Genomic DNA, 18,590 nt, shown 5'->3' on the forward strand with positions numbered 1-18,590 from the left:
GCGTGACAGGAAGTGGCCGCAGACGGGGGCGGAGCGTGCGGCGAGAGAAAGAACAGCGGAGCGGCGACCGGCAAAACGAGGTACGTCGGGGAACGGTTCGGGGGCGACGAAGCCGGGGTGCGGGAGAGCGCGTTACTCGCTCGGGCTGTAGTTCGGCGCTTCGTCGGTAATCATCACGTCGTGGGGGTGGCCTTCGGTCTGGCCGGCGGCGGAGACGCGGACGAAGCGGGCGCGCTCTTTGACCTCGGGGATGGTCTCGGCCCCGACGTAGCCCATGCCGGACTGCATGCCGCCGACGAGCTGGTGGAGCTCGGACGCGAGCGAGCCCTTGTACGGCGTCGCGGCCTCGACGCCCTCGGGGACGTACTCCTCGTCCTCGTTGTCCTCCTTGAGGTAGCGGTCGGCACCGCCGGACTGCATCGCGCCGACGGAGCCCATGCCGCGGTACTGCTTGTACTTCTTGCCGTTCATCGTGATGACGCGGCCGGGGGCCTCGTCGGTGCCGGCGAAGTAGGAACCGAGCATGACGGCGTCGGCTCCGGCGGCGACCGCCTTGATGGCGTCGCCGGAGTAGCGGATGCCGCCGTCGGCGATGACCGGGATATCGTACTCGGCGGCGACGTCGGCGACCTCCGCGACGGCCGAAATCTGGGGCATACCGGAGCCGGAGACGACGCGGGTCGTACAGATGGAGCCGGGGCCGATGCCGACCTTGATGCCGTCCGCGAAGTCGACGAGTTCGGCCGCGGCCTCGCGCGTGCCGACGTTCCCGACGACGACGTCCGCCTCGACGGACTCCTTGATTTCGCGGGCGGTGTCGATGACGTTGAGGTTGTGCGCGTGGGCGCAGTCGATGAAGATGACGTCGACGCCGGCGTCGTCGGCCATCTGCGCGCGCTCACCGTCGAACGGACCGACGGCGACGCCGCAGACGAGGCGACCGTCGTCGTCGCGGGCGGCGTTCTCGTGTTCGCGGCGCTGGAGGATGCCCTGCATCGTGACGAGGCCGACGAGGCGGCTGTCGTCGTCGACGATGGGGACGCGCTCAATCTTGTGGTCGTACATGAGTTCGAGCGCGTCGCGGGCGGTGACCTCGCGCTCGGCCGTGATGACCTCGTCCGTCATGGCCTCGCTGACCTCGTCGGACTCGCCGACCTCGAGGTACGGGCGGATGTCGGTGCCGGAGATGATGCCGAGGACCACGTCGTCGTCGTCGACGACGGGCGCGCCGGAGACGCCGGCGCGCTCCATCATCTCGTCGACCTCGCTGATGGTCTGGCCGGGGTTGGCCGTGACCACGTCTTCGCGGCGGATGACGAGTTCGTCGGCGCGCTTGACGCGCTCGATTTCGTGGACCATCTGCTCGGCGTTCATGTTGCGGTGGAGCACGCCGATGCCGCCCTCACGAGCCATCCCGATGGCCATCCCGCTCTCGGTGACGGTGTCCATCGCCGCCGAAAGGATGGGAATGTTGAGTTCGACGTTCTTCGAGACGCGCGTCGACACGTCGGCGTCGTCGGGTTCGACGCGGCTCTCCATCGGGCGGAGCAGCACGTCGTCGAATGTGAGGGATTCGGGTACCCGTAGCTTCTCGGTGAAGGGTTCTCGGTCAGGAACGTCGTTCGCCATATCAAGCGTGGTTGCGGCGACGACAAAAGGGTTGCGAGATAGCACGGGCGTGTCGATGTATCGCAAACCAGTTCGGTGATATATGCATGTTCGTGATTATTCTTCGCATCGCCGGCGGACCGAGACGACCGCCAGAACACGTGACGACACCCGCGAGCGACGGACGCCGTCGGCCGCGACCGCTCGGGGGTGTTCGTCCCCTCGTCACGGTGTACCGAATCACAAGACCATCGTGAATAATCACCATATTCACGAACTTGTACCACGGTATCTTCGAGATTTCAATCTATATCCGACGAATCTTCAGCTCTTTTTATAAGGTAGACAGAGATACCTATGGTCCATGCGGTCGTATCCCACACAACGTTTAATACTCCTGTCCTAATGTAATCTTGTATGGACTCCACGCGTCCCGCCGCATCGCGCATTGCCGGTCAAACGACCTCCGACTCCGGCATTCTCTTTACAGCGATGTGGCAGACATTTAAACGGGAGTTCAATTTCGGACGAAATGGGCTTCGCGTGCAGAGCGCCAGCACGCCCCTGTCCGAATTGCGTTCGTATCGCCGCTTGGGCCATGGTGAAGGCCAGTAACATCGAATGAGTGTCTCACGCCACCCGGTCGCCCTTCGCCTCGAGCAACAGGTAGGGGGTGCCACCCGTCTGCTCGCAACCGTCATGGGGCTTCCCCTCATCGACGGCATCTTCCCCGCGCTCATCATCGCGGGGGCGCTGACGACCTCAGCGGGCGACCCCTCGGTCGCGGGCATCCTCCAGACCGGCCTGCTCATCTTCGGTGGGTCCGCGACGGTCGCGGTCATCCTCGCCGAGATGGACGGCACGCGCCGCGAACAGCTCACGTCCATCCTCCTGCTCGGCGCGTTGCTCATCCCGGTCGCGGTCGCCGAGGCCGCCGTCGCGGAGACCATCGAGACGCTCCTGAACTTCGAGGTGTTCCACCGCTTCGCCGGCCTCGTCATCCTGGCCGTGGCGGCGAAGACGGCCTCCTCGAAGGTCGGCGAGTACCTGCCGTCGCCGAGCATCATCATCGGTCTCGGCCTCGTCGCGAGCTTCAATCCCGCCGGGTTCGAGCTCATCGTCAACCCCGACCCGATGCGCCTGCTCAGCGCCGGCGCGGCGGCCGGCACGGGCGTCGGCTTCGCCGGTGCCATCGCGCTGTTCGCCCCGCGGCTCCGCGGCAACGTCGACATCGACCTGTTCCGCTTCGGTAGCTCGGTCGCCCTCGGCATGCTGGCGCTCGACGTGCTCGGCCTGATGCCGACGCAGGCCCCCGTCGCTCTCGGCGTCCTCGGCGTCACCGCGCTGTTCGCGTTCGACCCCGGCTCCGACGGTGCGGACCTCGACGAGTTCGTCGACGACGCGTCCGACTCCGAATCGGCCACGCCGAACGCGAACGGCGCGGCCGCGGCCGGCCCGGTCGCAGACGGCGGCGACGACGTCGAGTCGTCCGAGGACTACGAGGCGTTGGTCGACAACGCGGACGAGACCGACGACGACTCGGAGCCGGGGTACGGCTACCCCGGCGAAGAGGAGTCCCGCGCGCCCTGGCTGTAATCCGCCGGTCGACTTTTTCTCCCGGCCGACGAACCCCGTCGCATGCGACGGACCTTCGACGTTCGAACCGAGCGCCGGCTTCAGGTCATCGACGTGACGGACGAAGTCGCCGACGCGGTGTCCGCGAGCTACGACGGCGTCTGTACGGTTTTCTCGAAACACACCACCGCGGGCGTCTGCGTCAACGAGGCCGAATCGCGGCTGCTCGGCGACATCGAGTCGATGCTCGCCGAGGCGGTCCCCGACGACGGCTGGGACCACGACGAACTCGACGGCAACGCCGACTCGCACCTCCGGGCGCTCCTCGTCGGCAACGGCGTCTCGATACCGGTCGCGGACGGCGGCCTCGACCTCGGTCGGTGGCAGTCCGTCCTCCTCGTGGAGTGCGACGGTCCGCGCACCCGGACCGTGACGGTTGCGACGCCCTGAACCGGACCGGGATGCGGCCGCGCGGACGCCCGCGGCGACGTGGACTCCAACCGCTGGCGGAGGGCTTACTTACTTCGGGACGGTTGCACGGGTATGAGCAACCGCGTCGTACAAGGACGGATGGTCACGCCCGAGACGCTCGCCGAACTCGTCGAGGGCGAACGCCCGATGGACGCCGAGCCGATTCAGGACGCCGACTTCGACTGCCCGGAGTGCGGCGAGAACGTCATCCAGGTGGGCTACATGCCGAGCGTGACGGAGTTCGTGACGGCCTACAAGTGCCAGGAGTGCGACTGGGCCGACGACGACCGCGACGAGTAGAATCGAAACCCCTTTAAGAAAAATCGCCATACGAGAGAGTGCAGACAGCACGAATCGGGGCTGTGGCCAAGCCCGGCATGGCGACTGACTCCAGAGGCTTGGCGCCCGGGACGACACTCCAGCTGATATACTGAGCGGCCGACTGATCATCGGTCGTGTTGACGACCCTCTGGAGTTCCGAGGTGCCCACCGGAGATATCAGTCGATCGGGGGTTCAAATCCCTCCGGCCCCACTCTAACCTTAATTCTAACGCAGGGTTTTAACAAGGAGCAGCGGCGCTGTACCGCCGGTTTAGCGGAAACCGGGAGGTGCGTTCTCTGTGAGCGATTCTCCACCAGAGAAGAGCGGCAGCGCCGTTGAGGAGGACGGATTAACAGCTCGGTAGGCCAGCCAGCACAGGTTATCCCCGAGAGCCACGAAGCGACCCTCACAGTAGAAACACGAGGGAACCCAGCGCGAACCCCACGGCCACCGCGGCCGTCAACCGAAACGCCTGCTCGTCGGGCACGCGGAAGACGCCCGCCGCCATCACCGAGACGGACCCGCCGAAGAGGCCGCCCCGAAACATCTCGGCAACCCCCGTGACCGAGTCCCTGGGGACCAACACCTGAAGCGCGACCAACCCCGCGAGCCCGAGGAGGACTAACGCGCCGTCGCGCCGGACGTCCCGCGGTTGCTTCTCCATACCCCGCAGTTGTTGTCGCTCGTTTGAAAACTATTGGCGTTCGGTTCGGTGCCGATACCACAAAGATACCAATAAACTATAGGCGCTTGGAGCGACGGCGCGGTATGGTACGGGACACAGCGCGCCGACTCGCGGCGTATCTGAGCAGGCGAATCGGCGACGGACTCCGGACGGTTGTCATCGCCGACGACGACGGGTACGAACTGGAGTATCTCCGCGACGACCTCTCGGAGCGATACACCAAAGAGACGTTGACCGAAGTCGTCTCCGACCTCCGCGTCGAGACGCCGTTTGCGACGCCCGGCATCGACACCCATCCCATCGGCGAGCGCCGCGCCGTGGTCCACTACTACGAGAACGCGTTCGTCCTGCAGTTTCCCTTCTCCGAGGCGGAGCGAATCATCATCAGCATCGGGACCGACGCCGGGACGGACCTCCTCCAGTTCATCGAGGACTGCCGGCGAATCGTCGACCGGGGCGGCTGAGCCTCGGTCCGCTGGTTGTCGAAGGTCCGACGACGCCGGGACGGTCCCCGGGCGACGCCGGCGCTGCACAACGATTTTCTCTCACGCGCCCGACGTGAGAGTGATGGAACTCGTCTCTGTCGCCGCGCTCGCCGAGAACCGCGTCATCGGCCGCGACGGCGAACTTCCGTGGCCGAGCATCCCCGCCGACAAGGAGCAGTACCGCGCCCGCATCGCCGACGACCCGGTGGTGCTCGGTCGGACGACGTTCGAGTCGATGCTCGACGACCTGCCGGGGAGCGCCCAAATCGTCATGAGCCGAAGCGAGCGGTCGTTTCCGGTCGACACCGCTCACCGCGCGGCGAGCGTCGAGGACGCGGTCGATATCGCGGAGTCGCTGGGCGCGGAGACGGCCTACGTCATCGGCGGGGCCGCCATCTACACGCTGTTCCAACCGCACCTCGACCGGATGGTGCTGAGCCGCGTCCCCGGCGAGTACGAGGGTGACACGTTCTACCCCGAGTGGGACGACGACGAGTGGGAGCTCGACGACGAAACCGACTACGAGGGCTTCACGCTCCAAGAGTGGGTCCGCGTCGACCTCGACTGAGACCGTACCGGTCGCCTCCGAGTGCGCCCCCTGTGCGTTTCTGCGCCCGCGGCGGCTACTCGTGGGCCCCGTGCGACCCCGCGTCGTCGGCGTCGACGAGGTCTAACAAAAACGAGCGAATCTCCGCGGCCGTCTCGTCCCACGTCGGGTGCGCGAGAAAGCGGTCGCGGGCCGAAAGCGAGAGCGACAGCAGTCGCCGACGGTTCCGACACAGCGGAGCCACGGCGTCGGTGAGTTCGGCCGAATCGGTCGGGTCCACGACGAAGCCGTCCTGTCGGTGGGTGACGAGTTCGCTCGCGCCGCCGGCCGAGGAGACGAGCGCCGGCAGGCCGAACCCCATCGCCTCGACCGCGGCGATGCCGAACCCCTCGTAGTGGGAGGGGAGCGCGAACAGGTGGGACTCCCGGAGCGTCGCGGCGAGGTCGGCGTCCGACAGCCGGCCCGCGAAGGTCACGCGGTCGTCGATGCCGCTGTCGGCGGCGAGGTCCGAAAGCGAGTCGGCGTAGTCGGCGTCGACCGCCGCGCCGACGACCGTCAGCTCCCAGTCGCCGCGGACGCGGGCCAGCCCGCGGAGCAGGCCGTCGACGTTCTTCCGGGGTTCGAGGTTACAGACCGTGACGACCCGGAGCGGCCCGTCGGCGGCGCGGGCCCGTATCTCGTCGTCCCCGAGGGGCGCGCCGAACGACGAAAAGCGGTCGCCGGCCGGGCGCGCCACGACGCTCGGTTCGGGGTCGGTGACGGCCGCGACCGTCTCCTTCGTCGTCTCGCTGTTGAACACGAACGCGTCCGCGGAGCGGAGATACCGGGTCTCGACGGCGCGTCTGGCGTGTCGTCGCCACGCCCGGAAGCGCTCCAGCGAGTTGAGGTGGTGGACGACCGAGACGACCGGGACGTCGTCGTCGAGCGCGGCGTTCGCGCCGGCGAGCGAGGGGTGGCACAGTTCGTCTTGCAAGAGCACGTCCACGTCGAGGCCGCGGAGGCGACGCGCGGCGGAGACGTTGTCTCGGAGTCGCTTTCGGTACGACCGCTCGGGGAGCGAGACGACGGTCACGTCGTCGCCGGCGGCGCGGAGCCCATCGACGAGTTCTGAGTCGTAGCGATAACCGCCCGAGCGGGCGTCGAGCGGGCCGTAGACGACGATTCCGACCCGCACGTCAGAGCGGGGTCTCGTAGGTCGCGCTCGCGGTGTCGTCCTCCCAGATGCGAACGGAGACGTGTTGGGGCGCGTCGAGCGACGCCGCCTCGACGAACTGTTCGCACACCTCGCGGGCGAACCGCTCGACGCTCGGGTTCTGCCCGGCGAACTCGACGAGTTCGTTCATGGTCTCGTCGCGGTAGCGAGACAGCGTCGCGTCCAGCGCGGCCTTCACGTCGTCGATGTCGACGAGATAGCCGTACTCGTCGAGTTCCGGCCCGGAGAGTTCGACCTCGACGGTGAACGCGTGGGAGTGGAGCTCACCCTCCGGCCCGGGGTTCGGAACCGTCAGGTAGTGCTGGGCGATGAGGTCCCTGCGAACCGAGACGCGGTACATGAACTGTCAAGCGTCCCGGTAGGTAAAGAGGATTTGGACGGCCTCGTCGGGGGCGTCTTCGAGGAGTCGGTAGGCGCGCTCGGCGGACTCGACGCCGATTCGGTGGGTCACGAGCGGGTCCAAGGGGAGGTCTTCGAGGTGGTCCCACGCCAGCGAAAAACGGCGGTCGGCGTCCCAGCGCCCCCGGAGGTCGGGGTCGATGGTGCTGACCTGACTGCTCTCGACGCTGATGCGCGAGCGGTGGAACCGCCCGCCGAGGTCGAGCGTGGCGGGCTTGGTCCCGTACCACGACCCGACGACGACCCGGCCGTCGTACCGCGTCACCGACAGGGCGTCGTCGAGCGCGTCGGGGTCGCCCGAGAGTTCGAGCGTCAGGTCGGCCCCGTCGGCGGGGGCGTCCAGCGACTCGGGGTGGACCGCCTCGTCGGCACCCAGACTCTCGGCGATTGCTCTGCGCTCGGCCACGCAGTCGACCGCGGTCAGGCTCCCGAGCGGGAACTGCGCGAGGAGTGCGGTGGTCACGAGGCCGACGACGCCCTGTCCGAAGACGACGACGTGTTCGCCGATGAGCGGTCGACCGTCCATCACGAAGTTGAGCGCGGTCTCCATCGTCGGCAGGAGCGCGGCGCGTTCGTCGGTCACGTCGTCGGGGACGGAGATGAGTTCCGAGGGGGACGCCAGAAATCGGCTCTCGTGGGGGTTGAACGCGAAGACGCGGCTTCCGAGCCGCGAGTCGGGCACGTCGTCGCCGACGGCCTCGATTTCGCCGACGGCGGCGTAGCCGTAGCGGAGCGGAAACGAGAGGTCGCCGTCGAGTGCCGCGATGGACTCGTCGGCGGCGAGGTCGGTCGGGGCCTCGCCGCGGTAGACGAGTCGCTCGGTCCCGGAGCTCACGGCGGAGGTCAGGGTGCGGACGCGGACCTCCTCCGGTCCGGGGGCGGGAACGTCGCGGTCGCGGACCTCGACGCGTTCGGGGGCCACGAAGTAGACCGCGCGACCCTCCATCGTTCAGTCGTCTGCGGTCTCAACCGCGGCGTCGGCGAACTCGACGGTCGTGCCGCGGTGGCGGCAGTCTTCGAGCGCGTGCTTCGCCGCGAAGCCGGCCTCGTGGGCGTTCGACGCCGTGCCGACGCCGACTTTGAGTTCCACGTCCGCCTCGGCCTCGACGTGGTCGATGGCGTCGCGGTACTGGTCTTCGGTGAGGTCGGGCGTGACCGAGATGATGTTGTCGCCGCCGACGAAGAACGACAGCGCGCCGTGTTCCTCACGCAGGTAGCGCATGAGCGACGCGTAGCCCTGTTCGATGTGGATGAACGTGTCGAACTCGTTGAGGCGGTCGGTGTACTTGCCGGTCGCGTCGTTCACGTCGAAGTGCGCGATTTGGAGGTCGGTCGCCGAGCGGTCGGCCTCGGGGAGCGTCTCCCCGGAGAGCACCTCGCGGCGGTCGCCGTCCTGTGCGCTTCCGGCGCGCTGGATGCGGTCGGTGGCGCGTTCGAGCGCGACCGCGGGCGACCGGTCGACGCCGATACCGAGACTGAGCGTTACGGGATAGCGATTTCCGATAGATTCCTGCAGCAGTTCGTGGTCGTCGTGGTCGAGCCCGTTCGTGACCGCGACCATGTTGTCGAACCGGGTGAAAAACGCGTACCCGTCGCGAGAGCCGACGAACTGGGCCAAGTCGGCGAAGAGCCGCGACTGGAGCGTCTGGAGGTCCATCTCCCGCCGCGGGTCCGGGGTGACCGTCCACGGCCCGTAGTTGTCGATTTGGACGAGTGTCAGCTGCGTGTTCGTCACGGTAGACGAGTAGGGCGACGCGCATATTGGTCTTTGGTTCTGTGACGGTTCCGCCGCTACGTCGAACCCGACGCACGTGACGCTCGCGGCGCGCTCACCGCCGACGCGAGCGCGTCACGCCGTCAGAGTCGTCGGCGACTCAGGTCGACGACTCGCGAATCGTCCGGCTGGCGACCACGTCGAGGACCGCCCACGTCAGCACCCACACGACGAGCGCCGCGAGGACGATGGCCGTCGTCGACAACAGCGGGACGACGACGGAAAACGTGGCCACGATGGAGTAGGTCAAAAACAGCGCGACCATCGCCGTCACGAGCCCGTAGACGCCCATGGCGCTGTTGCCGGTCGCCGGCCCGCGCAGCCACCCGACCAACCGCTTCGAAGAGACACCCATATGATGACATATGCCACCAATGAACATAATAGTTCTCTCGGGCGAACGTTCAACAGCCCCGCCTCCCTACCGAGGACGATGGACTACCGAGGCGTGGTTTTCGACGTTGACGGAACGGTCGTCCGCGGCGACGAAGCGATACCCGGCGCGCTCGACGGCCTCGCCGCCGTCGACGCCGCCGGGCTCGACCGACTGTTCGTCTCGAACAACCCGACGAAGGCCCCCGTCGCCTACGAGGCGCGGCTCCGTCGGGCCGGAATCGACGCGACCGCCGACGAGGTCGTCACCTCCGGCACGACGACGACGGCGTACCTCGCCGACAGACACCCCGGCGCGCGGACCTTCTGCATCGGCGAGCCGGGCTTCCACGACCAACTTCGTGACGCCGGGTTCGAACTCGTCCGTGCCGGCGACGACCCCGAGGTCGTCGTCGTCGCCATCGACCGCGAGTTTCACTACGACGACCTCCGCGACGCCAACAACGCGCTCCGCTCCGGGGCCGCCTTCTACGGCACCGACCCCGACGTCATCATCCCGACCGCAGACGGCAACATTCCCGGGTCGGGCGCGATTATCAACGCCGTCGCGGGCGTCGCCGAACGCGAACCCGACGCGATTCTCGGCAAGCCCTCGAAGGTCGCCCAAGAGTTCGTCCTCGACAAGTTGGACCTGCCGCCCGAAGAAGTCCTCATCGTCGGCGACCGTCTCGATACCGACATCGCGTTCGGCCTCGATGCGGGCATGGGGACCGCGCTCGTCCGAACCGGCGTGACCGACGAGGCGGCCCTCGCGGCGAGCGAGTACGAACCCGACCACGTCCTCGACGACCTCGGCGACATCGGGCGCATCATCTCGAAATAGCCGGCTTCAGCCGCTCTCGCGGCCAGACCCTGACTCCCGAGCCGCCGCTATTCCCACCTACACAATCATTATCGTTCTGACGCGACAACTACCGCGTGGGTGATGCCCATGTCCGGAAAGAAGATTCTGCTCCTCGCCGGCGACTTCGTCGAGGACTACGAGATTATGGTACCGTTCCAGGCGCTGCAGATGGTGGGTCACGAGGTCCACGCGGTGTGTCCCGAAAAGGAGGACGGCGACCGGTGTAAGACCGCCGTCCACGACTTCCGCGGCGACCAGACGTATCTGGAGACCCGCGGCCACGACTTCGCGCTGAACGCGACGTTCGCCGATATCGACCCCGCGGACTACGACGCGCTCGTCGTCCCCGGCGGGCGCGCCCCCGAGTACCTCCGCGGCTACGACGAGGTGCTCGACGCCGTCCGGCACTTCTTCGACGAGGGGAAGCCGGTCGCCGCAATCTGTCACGGGCCGCAGATTCTCGCCGCCGCGGGCGTCCTCGACGGCTACGAGATGACCGCCTACCCGGCCGTTCGCGCGGAAGTCGAGCGCGCGGGCTGTTCGTGGGTCGACGAGGTGACCGTCGACGGCAACCTCGTCACCGGGCAGGCGTGGCCGGACCACCCCGAGTGGTTGGCGGCGTTCCTCGACGTGCTCGGCACCGAAATCAGCCACGAACCGGCCGCCGCGGCCGCTGACGACTGATTGGCCGCGGCGCTCACGCGGTATCACGCGTGAGAATGTCTGACAAAGATTTTTATTAGGTGCGACGAAGGGAGTGGTATGGAAGAGCCGAACAGCCCATACTTCCGCGAACAGGTCGACGACGTCGTCGAATCGGACCCCCAAGACCGCGAGGTTATCATCGTGGAAGGCGAGGCTATGAGTCTTCGAAGCTATAAGAAGCGCCGCTACTGACCCGGCGGGGCGTCTCCGAACCCGCCGCGACACCCGTCGCTGGCGGCTTCGACTTCTGCGAAAAGAATGCGTATCGGCCCGAGCGGCGAGCGACGCTTAGAACGCGTCGCCGACGACGGTCACGTCGGCCTGCAGTTCGCCGCGGAGCGCGTCGTGGACGTGGCAGATGTCCTCGGCGAGTTCCGTGATTTCGGCGAACTCGTCGTCCGCGAGGTCGGACTCCACGTAGACGTCGAAGCTGATGCGCTCGAGGTCGTCGCCGTCGTCGAGGTCGGCGTCGGCGTCGATCTGGACCTTACCGAGGTCGTCGAAGCCCGTCTTCTGACCGCCGACGCGGAACGCGGGGAGGAAACAGGAGGCGTACGTCGCGACGAGCGCGGCGTTCGGGTTCGGGCCCGTCTCGTCGGTCGCGTCGATCTGGAGGTCGAAGTCGCCGACCTGGCTCGTGCATGCGAAACCTTCTTCGCTGACAGTAGAGGTCTGGATGTCGGACATTCGTTCCGAGGAAAGGAGCGACCGACCCTAAAAGTTCCTCAATAGGACAACGGTGTGCACAAGCGACGACCCGAGACGGGCCGTCGCCGAGCGAGGCGAGGGGTTATTCGAGCGTGAACGACTCGTCGCCGTCGAGGGCGTGGACCTCGGCCTGACTGCCGGCGGCCTTCACCTCGCGCTCGAAGTCGCGCACGTCGATTTCGATGGCCGGGAACGTGTTGTAGTGCATCGGGAAGACGTGGTCGACGCCGAGCCAATCGGCGGCGACAGCGCCCTGCCACGGGCCCATCGTGTAGTGGTCGCCGACCGGGAGCGCGGCCGCGTCGGGTTCGAAGTACGCGCCGAAAATCTCGCGCATGTCGGTCATGAGTCCCGTGTCGCCGGCGTGGTAGAACGTCGTCGAGTCGGCGTCGGTCTCCTGTGTCGGCAGCGTATCGCTAATCATATAGCCGCCGGGCATCCCGGCCTCGTGCTCGTAGCCGGTGTTGATGCCGTTGGTGTGGTCGGCCCGGACCATCGTGACGAACGCGTCGCCGAGTTCGACCGTCCCGCCGATGTTCATGCCGATGGTGTCGTCGACGCCCATCTCGGCTTCGACGTAGCCGGTGAGTTCGGGCGTGCCCACGACCGTCGCGCCGTCGAACTCGCCTGCGTGGGCGATGTGGTCCGCGTGCCCGTGGGTGAGAAGCACGTAGTCCGGCGTCTCCACGTCGCTCGGGTCGAGAGACGTGGCGGGGTTGTCGAAGAACGGGTCGATGAGAAGCGAGGTGTCTCCGACCGTGACGTACCACGTCGAGTGACCGTGCCAGGTGAGTTCCATAGCACCCGAACGTTACACGCGAAATACACAAAAAGCTATTCGCAGGGGGCGGTGTGACCGCTTTTCGGCGGGCGCGCTCGTCGGGGATTCGTAGCGACGTTCCGGGAGTTCGTGGCGACGTTCGAGGAGCCGGCCCCGCCGCTCTCGTCTCGAATCCGACAGCAGAATCGGCCGCCCGAGTCCACTCGAACGAACTGTCCGGGACGGCCGATACACGTCCGTCACCCCACGGCCACAAAAGGGATGAGAATCGTGCAAGAATGTCCCACGTCACCGAGCGACTCGCGCGATGTAAAAGCCTATCACGCCCCCCGCCGACGCGTGGGGCATGCATCACGTCCGATTCCGCGACCCCGCGGGCGCGGTTCGAACCGGCGAGTGGCACGGCGATTCGGTCTCCTTCGGCGGCGAGCGCTACGACCTCGACGAGGTCGACGTGCTTCCCCCGTGCGAGCCGTCGAAAATCGTCTGTATCGGCCGCAACTACGCCAAGCACGCCGAGGAGCGCGACGAGGAGGTCCCCGACCGACCGCTCCTGTTCCTCAAGCCCCCGAACGCGGTCGCTGGCCACGGCGACACCGTGACGCTCCCCGCGGGCAAGGAGAACGTCGAACACGAGGCCGAACTCGCGGTCGTCATCGGCGAGCAGTGCCGGAACGTCGCGGCCGAGGACGCCGAGGCGGTCATCGCGGGCTACACCGTCATGAACGACGTGTCCAACCGCGACGACCAGGATATCGAGACGAACTGGGTCCGCGGGAAGGCGTTCGACGGCTCCGCGCCCCTCGGGCCGGCCCTCGCCGACCCCGACCACCTCCCCGAGGACGCGAGCATCTCGCTTCGCGTGAACGGCGAGACGCGACAGGACTCCAGCATCGAACACCTCATCTTCTCGATTCCCGACCTCGTCGCCGAAATCACGTCCTACATGACGCTCGAACCCGGCGACGTCATCTCGACCGGCACGCCCGAGGGCGTCGGCCCGCTGGAAGACGGCGACCGCGTCGAGGTCGAAGTCGAGGGCGTCGGCGTCCTCGAACACCGCGTCAGACAGGACTGACCCCGACCGACGGTCCGTTTTTTCATCGTCGAGCCACGACCCGACCGTATGCGTGTTCCCCGGTTGACACTCGTCGGCGTCGCGATGCTCGCGCTCAGCGCCGTCGCGGGCGTCGCGCTCCTTCCCGTACTCCCCTCCTCGGTCGCGGTTCACTTCGGAACCGGCGGCGAGGCCGACTCGTTCGTCGCCGCCCCGCTCGGCGTGCTTCTCATCCCAGTCGTCGGCGTCGGCGCGCTCGTCGTCACCCGACTCGCCGGAGCGACGGGACGCGGAACCAGCGTTCCGCCCGTCTTCGATACGATACTGGCGACGTTCCTCGCGTACGTGCAGGCGCTCGTCCTCGCGTACAACCTCGGTGCGCGGTTCGATATGCTCGTCGCGGTCGTCCCCGTCGTCGTCACGTTCGGCGTCGTCGCCGTCGTCCTCGACCGCGTGGGACGAGAGGACAAACCCTATAATTAGGCTGGCCTAATTCCCGCCGAATGCGACTGACTCGACGGGACGCGCTGGCCGTGCTCGCCGGTCTCGGCGTCACCGGCGGGGCCGTGTCGCTGACGCAGTTCGACCCGCCGACCGCCGATTCGACCGGCAACGAAGGCGGGTCGACTGGCGAGGACGGAGCGGTCGGCGACGACACCCCGCCGACCGCGGTGCGCGACACGATGGTCGCCGCCGCCGAGGCGGTCTACCCGAGCGCGGCCGAGGGCGTCTCGGAGTTCGTCGAGGCCTACGTCGTCGGGCGCGCGCGAGACGACTCGCGTCGGGCCGCGATGGTCGACGCCGCGACCGAGTTGGACGACGTCGCCCGCGACTGGGAGGGCGCGGCCTTCGCCGACCTCCCCGCGGCCGACCGCGACCGCCTGCTCCGCGAACTCGGCGTCGACGCGGCCGACCCGATTCCGGACGGCACGCTCTCCGAGCGCCTCCGGTTTCACGTCGTGAACGAACTGCTCTACGCGTTCTACGCCTCGCCGACCGGCGGCCGCCTCGTCGGCATCGAGAACCCCATCGGCCACCCCGGCGGGGCCGAGAGCTACCGGCGGGCGACGATGGACGAGACCGAAACGGCCGACTCCGGGGGCGAGACCGATGGATAGGACCCCCGTCGCCGACGCCGACGTGTGTATCGTCGGTGCCGGGCCCGCCGGCGGTCTCGTGGCCCATCGGCTCGCCGAGTCGGGCGCGACGGTCGTCGTCCTCGAAGCCGGGCCGCGGTTCGACGGCGACAGGCGGGAGCAACTGGAACAGCACATCCGCCCCGGCCTCGACGGCCCGTGGGAGATGGGCGGCCCGCGGGACGCGTTTTCCTCCACCGGCGAGTCGTTCTACCCGCTGAACGCCGCCCGCGTGAAGGGCGTCGGCGGGTCGACGCTCCACTGGCAGGGGATGGTGATGCGCCTCCACGAGCGCGACTTCGAACTCGACACCAGACACGGCGTCGGGGCCGACTGGCCCGTCGGCTACGACGACCTCCGGCCGTACTACGCCGCCGCGGAGCGCGAGTTCGGCGTCGCGGGCGCGGCCGACAACCCCTACGCGCCGCCGCGGGACGAGCCCTATCCGCTTCCGGCATTCCGGCCGTCGCACTCGGACTCCATCTTCGCCGAGGCCTGCGAGCGCCTCGGCATCGACATGCACTCGGTGGGCAACGCCCGCAACTCCGAGCCCTACGACGACCGGTCGCCCTGCGTCGGCTACGGGACGTGCAAGCCGGTGTGTCCCTCCGGCGCGAAGTACACCGCCGAGTCCCACGTCGAGAAGGCCGAGGCCGCTGGCGCGCGGGTCGTCGACCGGGCGCGGGTCCGGCGACTCGAACACGACGAGGCGGGCGAGCGCGTCGTCGCCGCCGCCTACACGACCCCCGACGGCGAGACCCACAGACAGGAGGCGACCCAGTTCGTCCTCGCCTGCGGCGGCGTCGAGAACGTCAGACTGCTGTTGCTGTCCGACTCCGACCGCTACCCCGACGGCCTCGCCAACTCCTCGGGCGCGGTCGGTCGGTACTTCATGGACCACCTGTTCGCCGGGATGGGCGGCCGCCTCGACCGACCCACGCGCCAGAACCACGTCGGCTTCAACACCAGCGAGTGCCACCAGTTCTACGACGACGCCGACCCGGTCAACGGCCTCAAACTGGAGTTTCTCAACTACGCCGGCCCGTCGCCGGTCATCGACGCCCTCCACGCCGACACGTGGGGCGACGACCTGCTCGACCAGTTGGACGAGAGCTACGGCACGCACGTGTCCATGGGCGCGCTGGTCGAACAGCTCCCCCGCGAGGACAACTACGTCGGCCTCGACCGGGAGACGACCGACGACCTCGGCGACCCCGTCCCCGAAATACACTGGTCTGTCGACGAACAGACTGACGCCGCGCTCTCGCGGGCCAACGAGATTCAGGCGCGCGTGCTGGACGAACTCGGCGTCGAGGACCGCTGGACGGTCGGCCCCGACGAGACCGGCCCCGCGTACCACCACATGGGGACGACGCGGATGGGTGACGACCCCGAATCGAGCGTCGTCGACGCGGAGTGTCGCACGCACGACCTCGGCAACCTCTGGATTTCGGGGTCGAGCGTCTTCCCGACCGGCGGGGCGATGAACCCGACGCTCACCATCGCGGCGCTCTCGCTTCGGCTCGCCGAGTCGCTTCGGGCCGAACTCGAATGAGGACCTCACCGTCCCGGAGTACGCACGCTTAAGAACCGCGACCCGCATTTTCCGACCATGCAACCACGGGACCTCTCCGCACACGCTCCCTACGTACCCGGCCGCGGGACAGAGGAGGTCGCCCGCGAACTCGGGATGGACCCCGAGGACCTGACGAAACTCTCCTCGAACGAGAACCCCCACGGCCCGAGTCCGAAGGCGGTCGCCGCCATCGAGGACGCCGCGCCGACCGTGAGCGTCTACCCGAAGACGGCCCACACGGACCTGACCGAGCGCCTCGCCGACAAGTGGGGCCTCGAATCCGAACAGGTGTGGGTCTCGCCGGGCGCAGACGGCTCTATCGACTACCTGACGCGCGCGATGCTCGAACCCGACGACCGGATTCTCGAACCGTCGCCCGGCTTCTCGTACTACTCGATGAGCGCCCGGTACCACCACGGCGACGCCGTCCAGTACGAGGTGTCGAAGGGCGACGACTTCGAGCAGACCGCCGACCTCGTCCTCGACGCCTACGACGGCGAGCGCATGGTCTACCTCACGACGCCGCACAACCCGACGGGCTCCGTGCTCCCGCGGGAGGAACTCGTCGAACTCGCCGAGTCCGTCGAGGACCACACGCTCCTCGTCGTCGACGAGGCCTACGGCGAGTTCGCCGACGTGCCCTCGGCCATCGACCTGCTCTCGGAGTACGACAACGTCGCGGTCCTGCGGACGTTCTCGAAGGCGTACGGGCTGGCCGGCCTCCGCATCGGCTACGCCTGCGTGCCCGAGGCGTGGGCCGACGCTTACGCCCGCGTGAACACGCCGTTCGCCGCCAGCGAGGTCGCCTGCCGCGCCGCGCTCGCCGCGCTCGACGACGAGGAACACGTCGAGAAGTCCGTCGAGTCGGCCCGGTGGTCCCGCGAGTACCTCCGCGAACAGCTCGACGCGCCGACGTGGGAAAGCGAGGGCAACTTCGTCCTCGTCGAGGTCGGCGACGCGACCGCCGTCACCGAGGCCGCCCAACGCGAGGGCGTCATCGTCCGCGACTGCGGGAGCTTCGGCCTGCCTGAGTGCATCCGCGTCTCCTGCGGCACCGAAGCACAGACGGAGCGCGCCGTGGACGTGCTCAACCGAATCGTCTCGGAGGTGCCGCCGGCGTGAGAGTCGTCGTCACCGGCACCCCCGGCACCGGCAAGACCACCGCCACCGAGCGCGTCGCCGACGACCTCGACCTCGACGTGGTCCACCTCAACCGACTCGTGAAGGACGAGGGCCTCTGGAGCGAACGCGACGAGGAGCGCGACACGCTCGTCGTCGACCTCGACGCCGCCCGCGACCACCTCGGGGACTGGGACGGGCTCGTCGAGAGCCACCTCGCACACCACTTCGAGGCCGACCGCGTGGTCGTGCTTCGGTGTCGCCCCGACATCCTCGAACAGCGGCTCCTCGACCGCGGCGAGTCCGAGGCCAAGGCCCGCGAGAACCGCGAATCGGAGGCGTTGGACGTGATTCTCGGCGAGGCCGTCGAGTTCCACGGCGAGGACTCGGTGTACGAGATAGACACGACCGACCGCGACCCAGACGCCGTCGCCGACGACATCGCGTCGGTCGTCGCGGGCGAGCGAGAACCCTCGGCGGGGACCGTCGACTTCATCGACTACCTATGACGCTCGACCAGTACCGCGACACCGCCGACAAGCTGCTCGCCCCGTTCGTCTCGGTCGCCGACGCCGCCGGCCTCTCGCCGAACGGCGTGAGCGTCGTCGCCTTCGGGTTCGCCGTCGCCGCCGGCGTCGCCTTCGGCCTCGCCGACCCGCTTTGGTACGGCCTCGGCGCGGTGTTCGTCTTCTGTAACGGCTGGCTCGACCTCGTCGACGGCGCGCTCGCCCGCGAGCAGGGCGTCTCCTCGAAGGCCGGCGACCTGCTGGACCACGTCCTCGACCGCTACGCCGACATCGTCGTCCTCGTCGGCCTCGCCGCCGGTATCGACTCGTTCGCGCTGGGTCTCGCCGCCGTCACGGGCGTCCTGATGACCTCCTACCTCGGCACGCAGATTCAGGCGGTCGGGCTCGGCCGCGCCTACGGCGGTCTCGTCGGGCGCGCCGACCGACTGGCGCTCATGGGCCTCGTCGGCCTCGCGTCCGCCGTCTACACCGGCACGCTCGGCGGGTTCACGCTCGTCGGCTGGCTGCTCGTCTTCTTCGCCGTCGTCGGCCATCTCACCGCCGTCCAGCGCTTCTGGGGCGCGTGGAGCGACCTGAGGTAACCCGACCGACTGCCCGAGGATGTTGCCCGCTACCGCGGATTTATATGTTTCAGATTATCACCAGAGAACGAATCGAATGAGACA

The 18,590-nt window shown here is 68.0% G+C and carries 25 protein-coding genes and 1 tRNA gene; 17 read left to right on the forward strand and 9 right to left on the reverse strand.

The genetic code is table 11. The features are described from left to right. Window positions 1–132: 132 nt before the first annotated feature. Window positions 133–1,629: an IMP dehydrogenase gene (guaB, locus tag ABY42_RS06210; RefSeq protein WP_004977276.1), complete on the reverse strand. Its 1,497-nt coding sequence runs from the start codon at window positions 1,627–1,629 to the stop codon at window positions 133–135. A 396-nt stretch (window positions 1,630–2,025) separates the two neighbouring features. On the opposite strand from guaB, the gene ABY42_RS18955 reads away from it, so the two are divergent. From ABY42_RS18955 to ABY42_RS19335, 5 genes are all read left to right on the forward strand, one after another. Beyond that, complete coding sequence (locus ABY42_RS18955; RefSeq protein WP_081605248.1) at window positions 2,026–2,223, forward strand: hypothetical protein; 198 nt, start codon at window positions 2,026–2,028, stop codon at window positions 2,221–2,223. An 84-nt stretch (window positions 2,224–2,307) separates the two neighbouring features. After that, entirely contained in the window at window positions 2,308–3,204 is an 897-nt protein-coding gene (locus ABY42_RS06215; protein WP_050458969.1) for a DUF5794 domain-containing protein, read from the forward strand. 42 nt (window positions 3,205–3,246) lie between these two features. Beyond that, window positions 3,247–3,633: a secondary thiamine-phosphate synthase enzyme YjbQ gene (locus ABY42_RS06220; RefSeq protein ID WP_050458970.1), complete on the forward strand. Its 387-nt coding sequence runs from the start codon at window positions 3,247–3,249 to the stop codon at window positions 3,631–3,633. A gap of 93 nt (window positions 3,634–3,726) precedes the next feature. Beyond that, window positions 3,727–3,954 carry a DUF5795 family protein gene (locus ABY42_RS06225; RefSeq protein ID WP_013035372.1) on the forward strand — a complete coding sequence of 76 codons (228 nt, stop codon included), beginning with the start codon at window positions 3,727–3,729 and terminating at the stop codon, window positions 3,952–3,954. Between the two features lie 56 nt (window positions 3,955–4,010). Further along, window positions 4,011–4,187: transfer RNA gene (locus ABY42_RS19335), tRNA-Trp, on the forward strand. A 195-nt stretch (window positions 4,188–4,382) separates the two neighbouring features. Here the strand turns inward: ABY42_RS19335 and ABY42_RS06230 are convergent. Next, window positions 4,383–4,640 carry a hypothetical protein gene (locus ABY42_RS06230; RefSeq protein WP_050458971.1) on the reverse strand — a complete coding sequence of 86 codons (258 nt, stop codon included), beginning with the start codon at window positions 4,638–4,640 and terminating at the stop codon, window positions 4,383–4,385. A gap of 104 nt (window positions 4,641–4,744) precedes the next feature. Here ABY42_RS06230 and ABY42_RS06235 point away from each other — a divergent pair, with 104 nt between their 5' ends. Together ABY42_RS06235 and hdrA are read left to right on the forward strand one after the other, a co-directional pair. Further along, the gene (locus ABY42_RS06235) at window positions 4,745–5,125 is read left to right on the forward strand and encodes a hypothetical protein (RefSeq protein WP_004977272.1); all 381 of its coding nucleotides are present in this window, start codon (window positions 4,745–4,747) and stop codon (window positions 5,123–5,125) included. Window positions 5,126–5,228: 103 nt separating this feature from the next. Further along, a complete protein-coding gene (gene hdrA / locus ABY42_RS06240) occupies window positions 5,229–5,714 on the forward strand; it encodes a dihydrofolate reductase HdrA (protein WP_050458972.1) in 486 nt (161 codons plus the stop codon). A gap of 55 nt (window positions 5,715–5,769) precedes the next feature. On the opposite strand, the gene ABY42_RS06245 is transcribed toward hdrA, so the two are convergent. From ABY42_RS06245 to ABY42_RS06265, 5 genes are all read right to left on the reverse strand, one after another. Continuing rightward, window positions 5,770–6,867: a glycosyltransferase family 4 protein gene (locus ABY42_RS06245; protein ID WP_050458973.1), complete on the reverse strand. Its 1,098-nt coding sequence runs from the start codon at window positions 6,865–6,867 to the stop codon at window positions 5,770–5,772. Between the two features lies 1 nt (window position 6,868). Further along, entirely contained in the window at window positions 6,869–7,246 is a 378-nt protein-coding gene (locus ABY42_RS06250; protein ID WP_004977269.1) for a 6-pyruvoyl trahydropterin synthase family protein, read from the reverse strand. Window positions 7,247–7,252: 6 nt separating this feature from the next. After that, the gene (locus ABY42_RS06255) at window positions 7,253–8,251 is read right to left on the reverse strand and encodes a zinc-binding dehydrogenase (protein ID WP_004977268.1); all 999 of its coding nucleotides are present in this window, start codon (window positions 8,249–8,251) and stop codon (window positions 7,253–7,255) included. A 3-nt stretch (window positions 8,252–8,254) separates the two neighbouring features. After that, window positions 8,255–9,040: a GTP cyclohydrolase III gene (locus tag ABY42_RS06260; RefSeq protein WP_050458974.1), complete on the reverse strand. Its 786-nt coding sequence runs from the start codon at window positions 9,038–9,040 to the stop codon at window positions 8,255–8,257. A 139-nt stretch (window positions 9,041–9,179) separates the two neighbouring features. After that, the gene (locus ABY42_RS06265) at window positions 9,180–9,434 is read right to left on the reverse strand and encodes a hypothetical protein (RefSeq protein WP_049905228.1); all 255 of its coding nucleotides are present in this window, start codon (window positions 9,432–9,434) and stop codon (window positions 9,180–9,182) included. A gap of 78 nt (window positions 9,435–9,512) precedes the next feature. On the opposite strand from ABY42_RS06265, the gene ABY42_RS06270 reads away from it, so the two are divergent. The 3 genes from ABY42_RS06270 (at window position 9,513) to ABY42_RS20065 (ending at window position 11,213) form a co-directional block, all read left to right on the forward strand. Next, window positions 9,513–10,295: an HAD-IIA family hydrolase gene (locus ABY42_RS06270; protein ID WP_050458975.1), complete on the forward strand. Its 783-nt coding sequence runs from the start codon at window positions 9,513–9,515 to the stop codon at window positions 10,293–10,295. A 108-nt stretch (window positions 10,296–10,403) separates the two neighbouring features. Continuing rightward, entirely contained in the window at window positions 10,404–11,000 is a 597-nt protein-coding gene (locus ABY42_RS06275; RefSeq protein ID WP_004063616.1) for a DJ-1/PfpI family protein, read from the forward strand. A gap of 78 nt (window positions 11,001–11,078) precedes the next feature. Then, window positions 11,079–11,213 (forward strand): hypothetical protein, encoded by a 135-nt coding sequence (locus tag ABY42_RS20065; RefSeq protein WP_004968055.1) that lies wholly within the window; start codon window positions 11,079–11,081, stop codon window positions 11,211–11,213. A gap of 96 nt (window positions 11,214–11,309) precedes the next feature. Here the strand turns inward: ABY42_RS20065 and ABY42_RS06280 are convergent, their stop codons facing one another. Together ABY42_RS06280 and ABY42_RS06285 are read right to left on the reverse strand one after the other, a co-directional pair. Beyond that, a complete protein-coding gene (locus tag ABY42_RS06280; RefSeq protein ID WP_004977258.1) occupies window positions 11,310–11,708 on the reverse strand; it encodes an OsmC family protein in 399 nt (132 codons plus the stop codon). Between the two features lie 103 nt (window positions 11,709–11,811). Next, the gene (locus ABY42_RS06285) at window positions 11,812–12,528 is read right to left on the reverse strand and encodes a metal-dependent hydrolase (protein ID WP_004977257.1); all 717 of its coding nucleotides are present in this window, start codon (window positions 12,526–12,528) and stop codon (window positions 11,812–11,814) included. Window positions 12,529–12,856: 328 nt separating this feature from the next. Here ABY42_RS06285 and ABY42_RS06290 point away from each other — a divergent pair, with 328 nt between their 5' ends. From ABY42_RS06290 to ABY42_RS06320, 7 genes are all read left to right on the forward strand, one after another. Further along, the gene (locus ABY42_RS06290; protein WP_050458976.1) at window positions 12,857–13,588 is read left to right on the forward strand and encodes a fumarylacetoacetate hydrolase family protein; all 732 of its coding nucleotides are present in this window, start codon (window positions 12,857–12,859) and stop codon (window positions 13,586–13,588) included. Window positions 13,589–13,651: 63 nt separating this feature from the next. Further along, window positions 13,652–14,050 (forward strand): DUF1648 domain-containing protein, encoded by a 399-nt coding sequence (locus ABY42_RS06295; RefSeq protein WP_082220685.1) that lies wholly within the window; start codon window positions 13,652–13,654, stop codon window positions 14,048–14,050. A gap of 20 nt (window positions 14,051–14,070) precedes the next feature. After that, entirely contained in the window at window positions 14,071–14,685 is a 615-nt protein-coding gene (locus ABY42_RS06300) for a gluconate 2-dehydrogenase subunit 3 family protein (RefSeq protein ID WP_050458978.1), read from the forward strand. Beyond that, entirely contained in the window at window positions 14,678–16,258 is a 1,581-nt protein-coding gene (locus ABY42_RS06305) for a GMC family oxidoreductase (RefSeq protein ID WP_050458979.1), read from the forward strand. Before ABY42_RS06300 ends, ABY42_RS06305 begins: the two co-directional genes overlap by 8 nt. Window positions 16,259–16,315: 57 nt before the next feature. Beyond that, window positions 16,316–17,401: a histidinol-phosphate transaminase gene (hisC, locus tag ABY42_RS06310; protein WP_049905226.1), complete on the forward strand. Its 1,086-nt coding sequence runs from the start codon at window positions 16,316–16,318 to the stop codon at window positions 17,399–17,401. Further along, window positions 17,398–17,907, forward strand: coding sequence for an adenylate kinase family protein (locus ABY42_RS06315; protein WP_050458980.1), 510 nt, complete (start codon window positions 17,398–17,400; stop codon window positions 17,905–17,907). Before hisC ends, ABY42_RS06315 begins: the two co-directional genes overlap by 4 nt. Beyond that, window positions 17,904–18,506, forward strand: coding sequence for a CDP-alcohol phosphatidyltransferase family protein (locus ABY42_RS06320; protein WP_004977249.1), 603 nt, complete (start codon window positions 17,904–17,906; stop codon window positions 18,504–18,506). The genes ABY42_RS06315 and ABY42_RS06320 overlap by 4 nt, the downstream gene beginning before the upstream one ends. The last annotated feature ends 84 nt before the right edge of the window (window positions 18,507–18,590 follow it).

The organism is Haloferax gibbonsii (assembly GCF_001190965.1).
GTDB lineage: Archaea > Halobacteriota > Halobacteria > Halobacteriales > Haloferacaceae > Haloferax > Haloferax gibbonsii.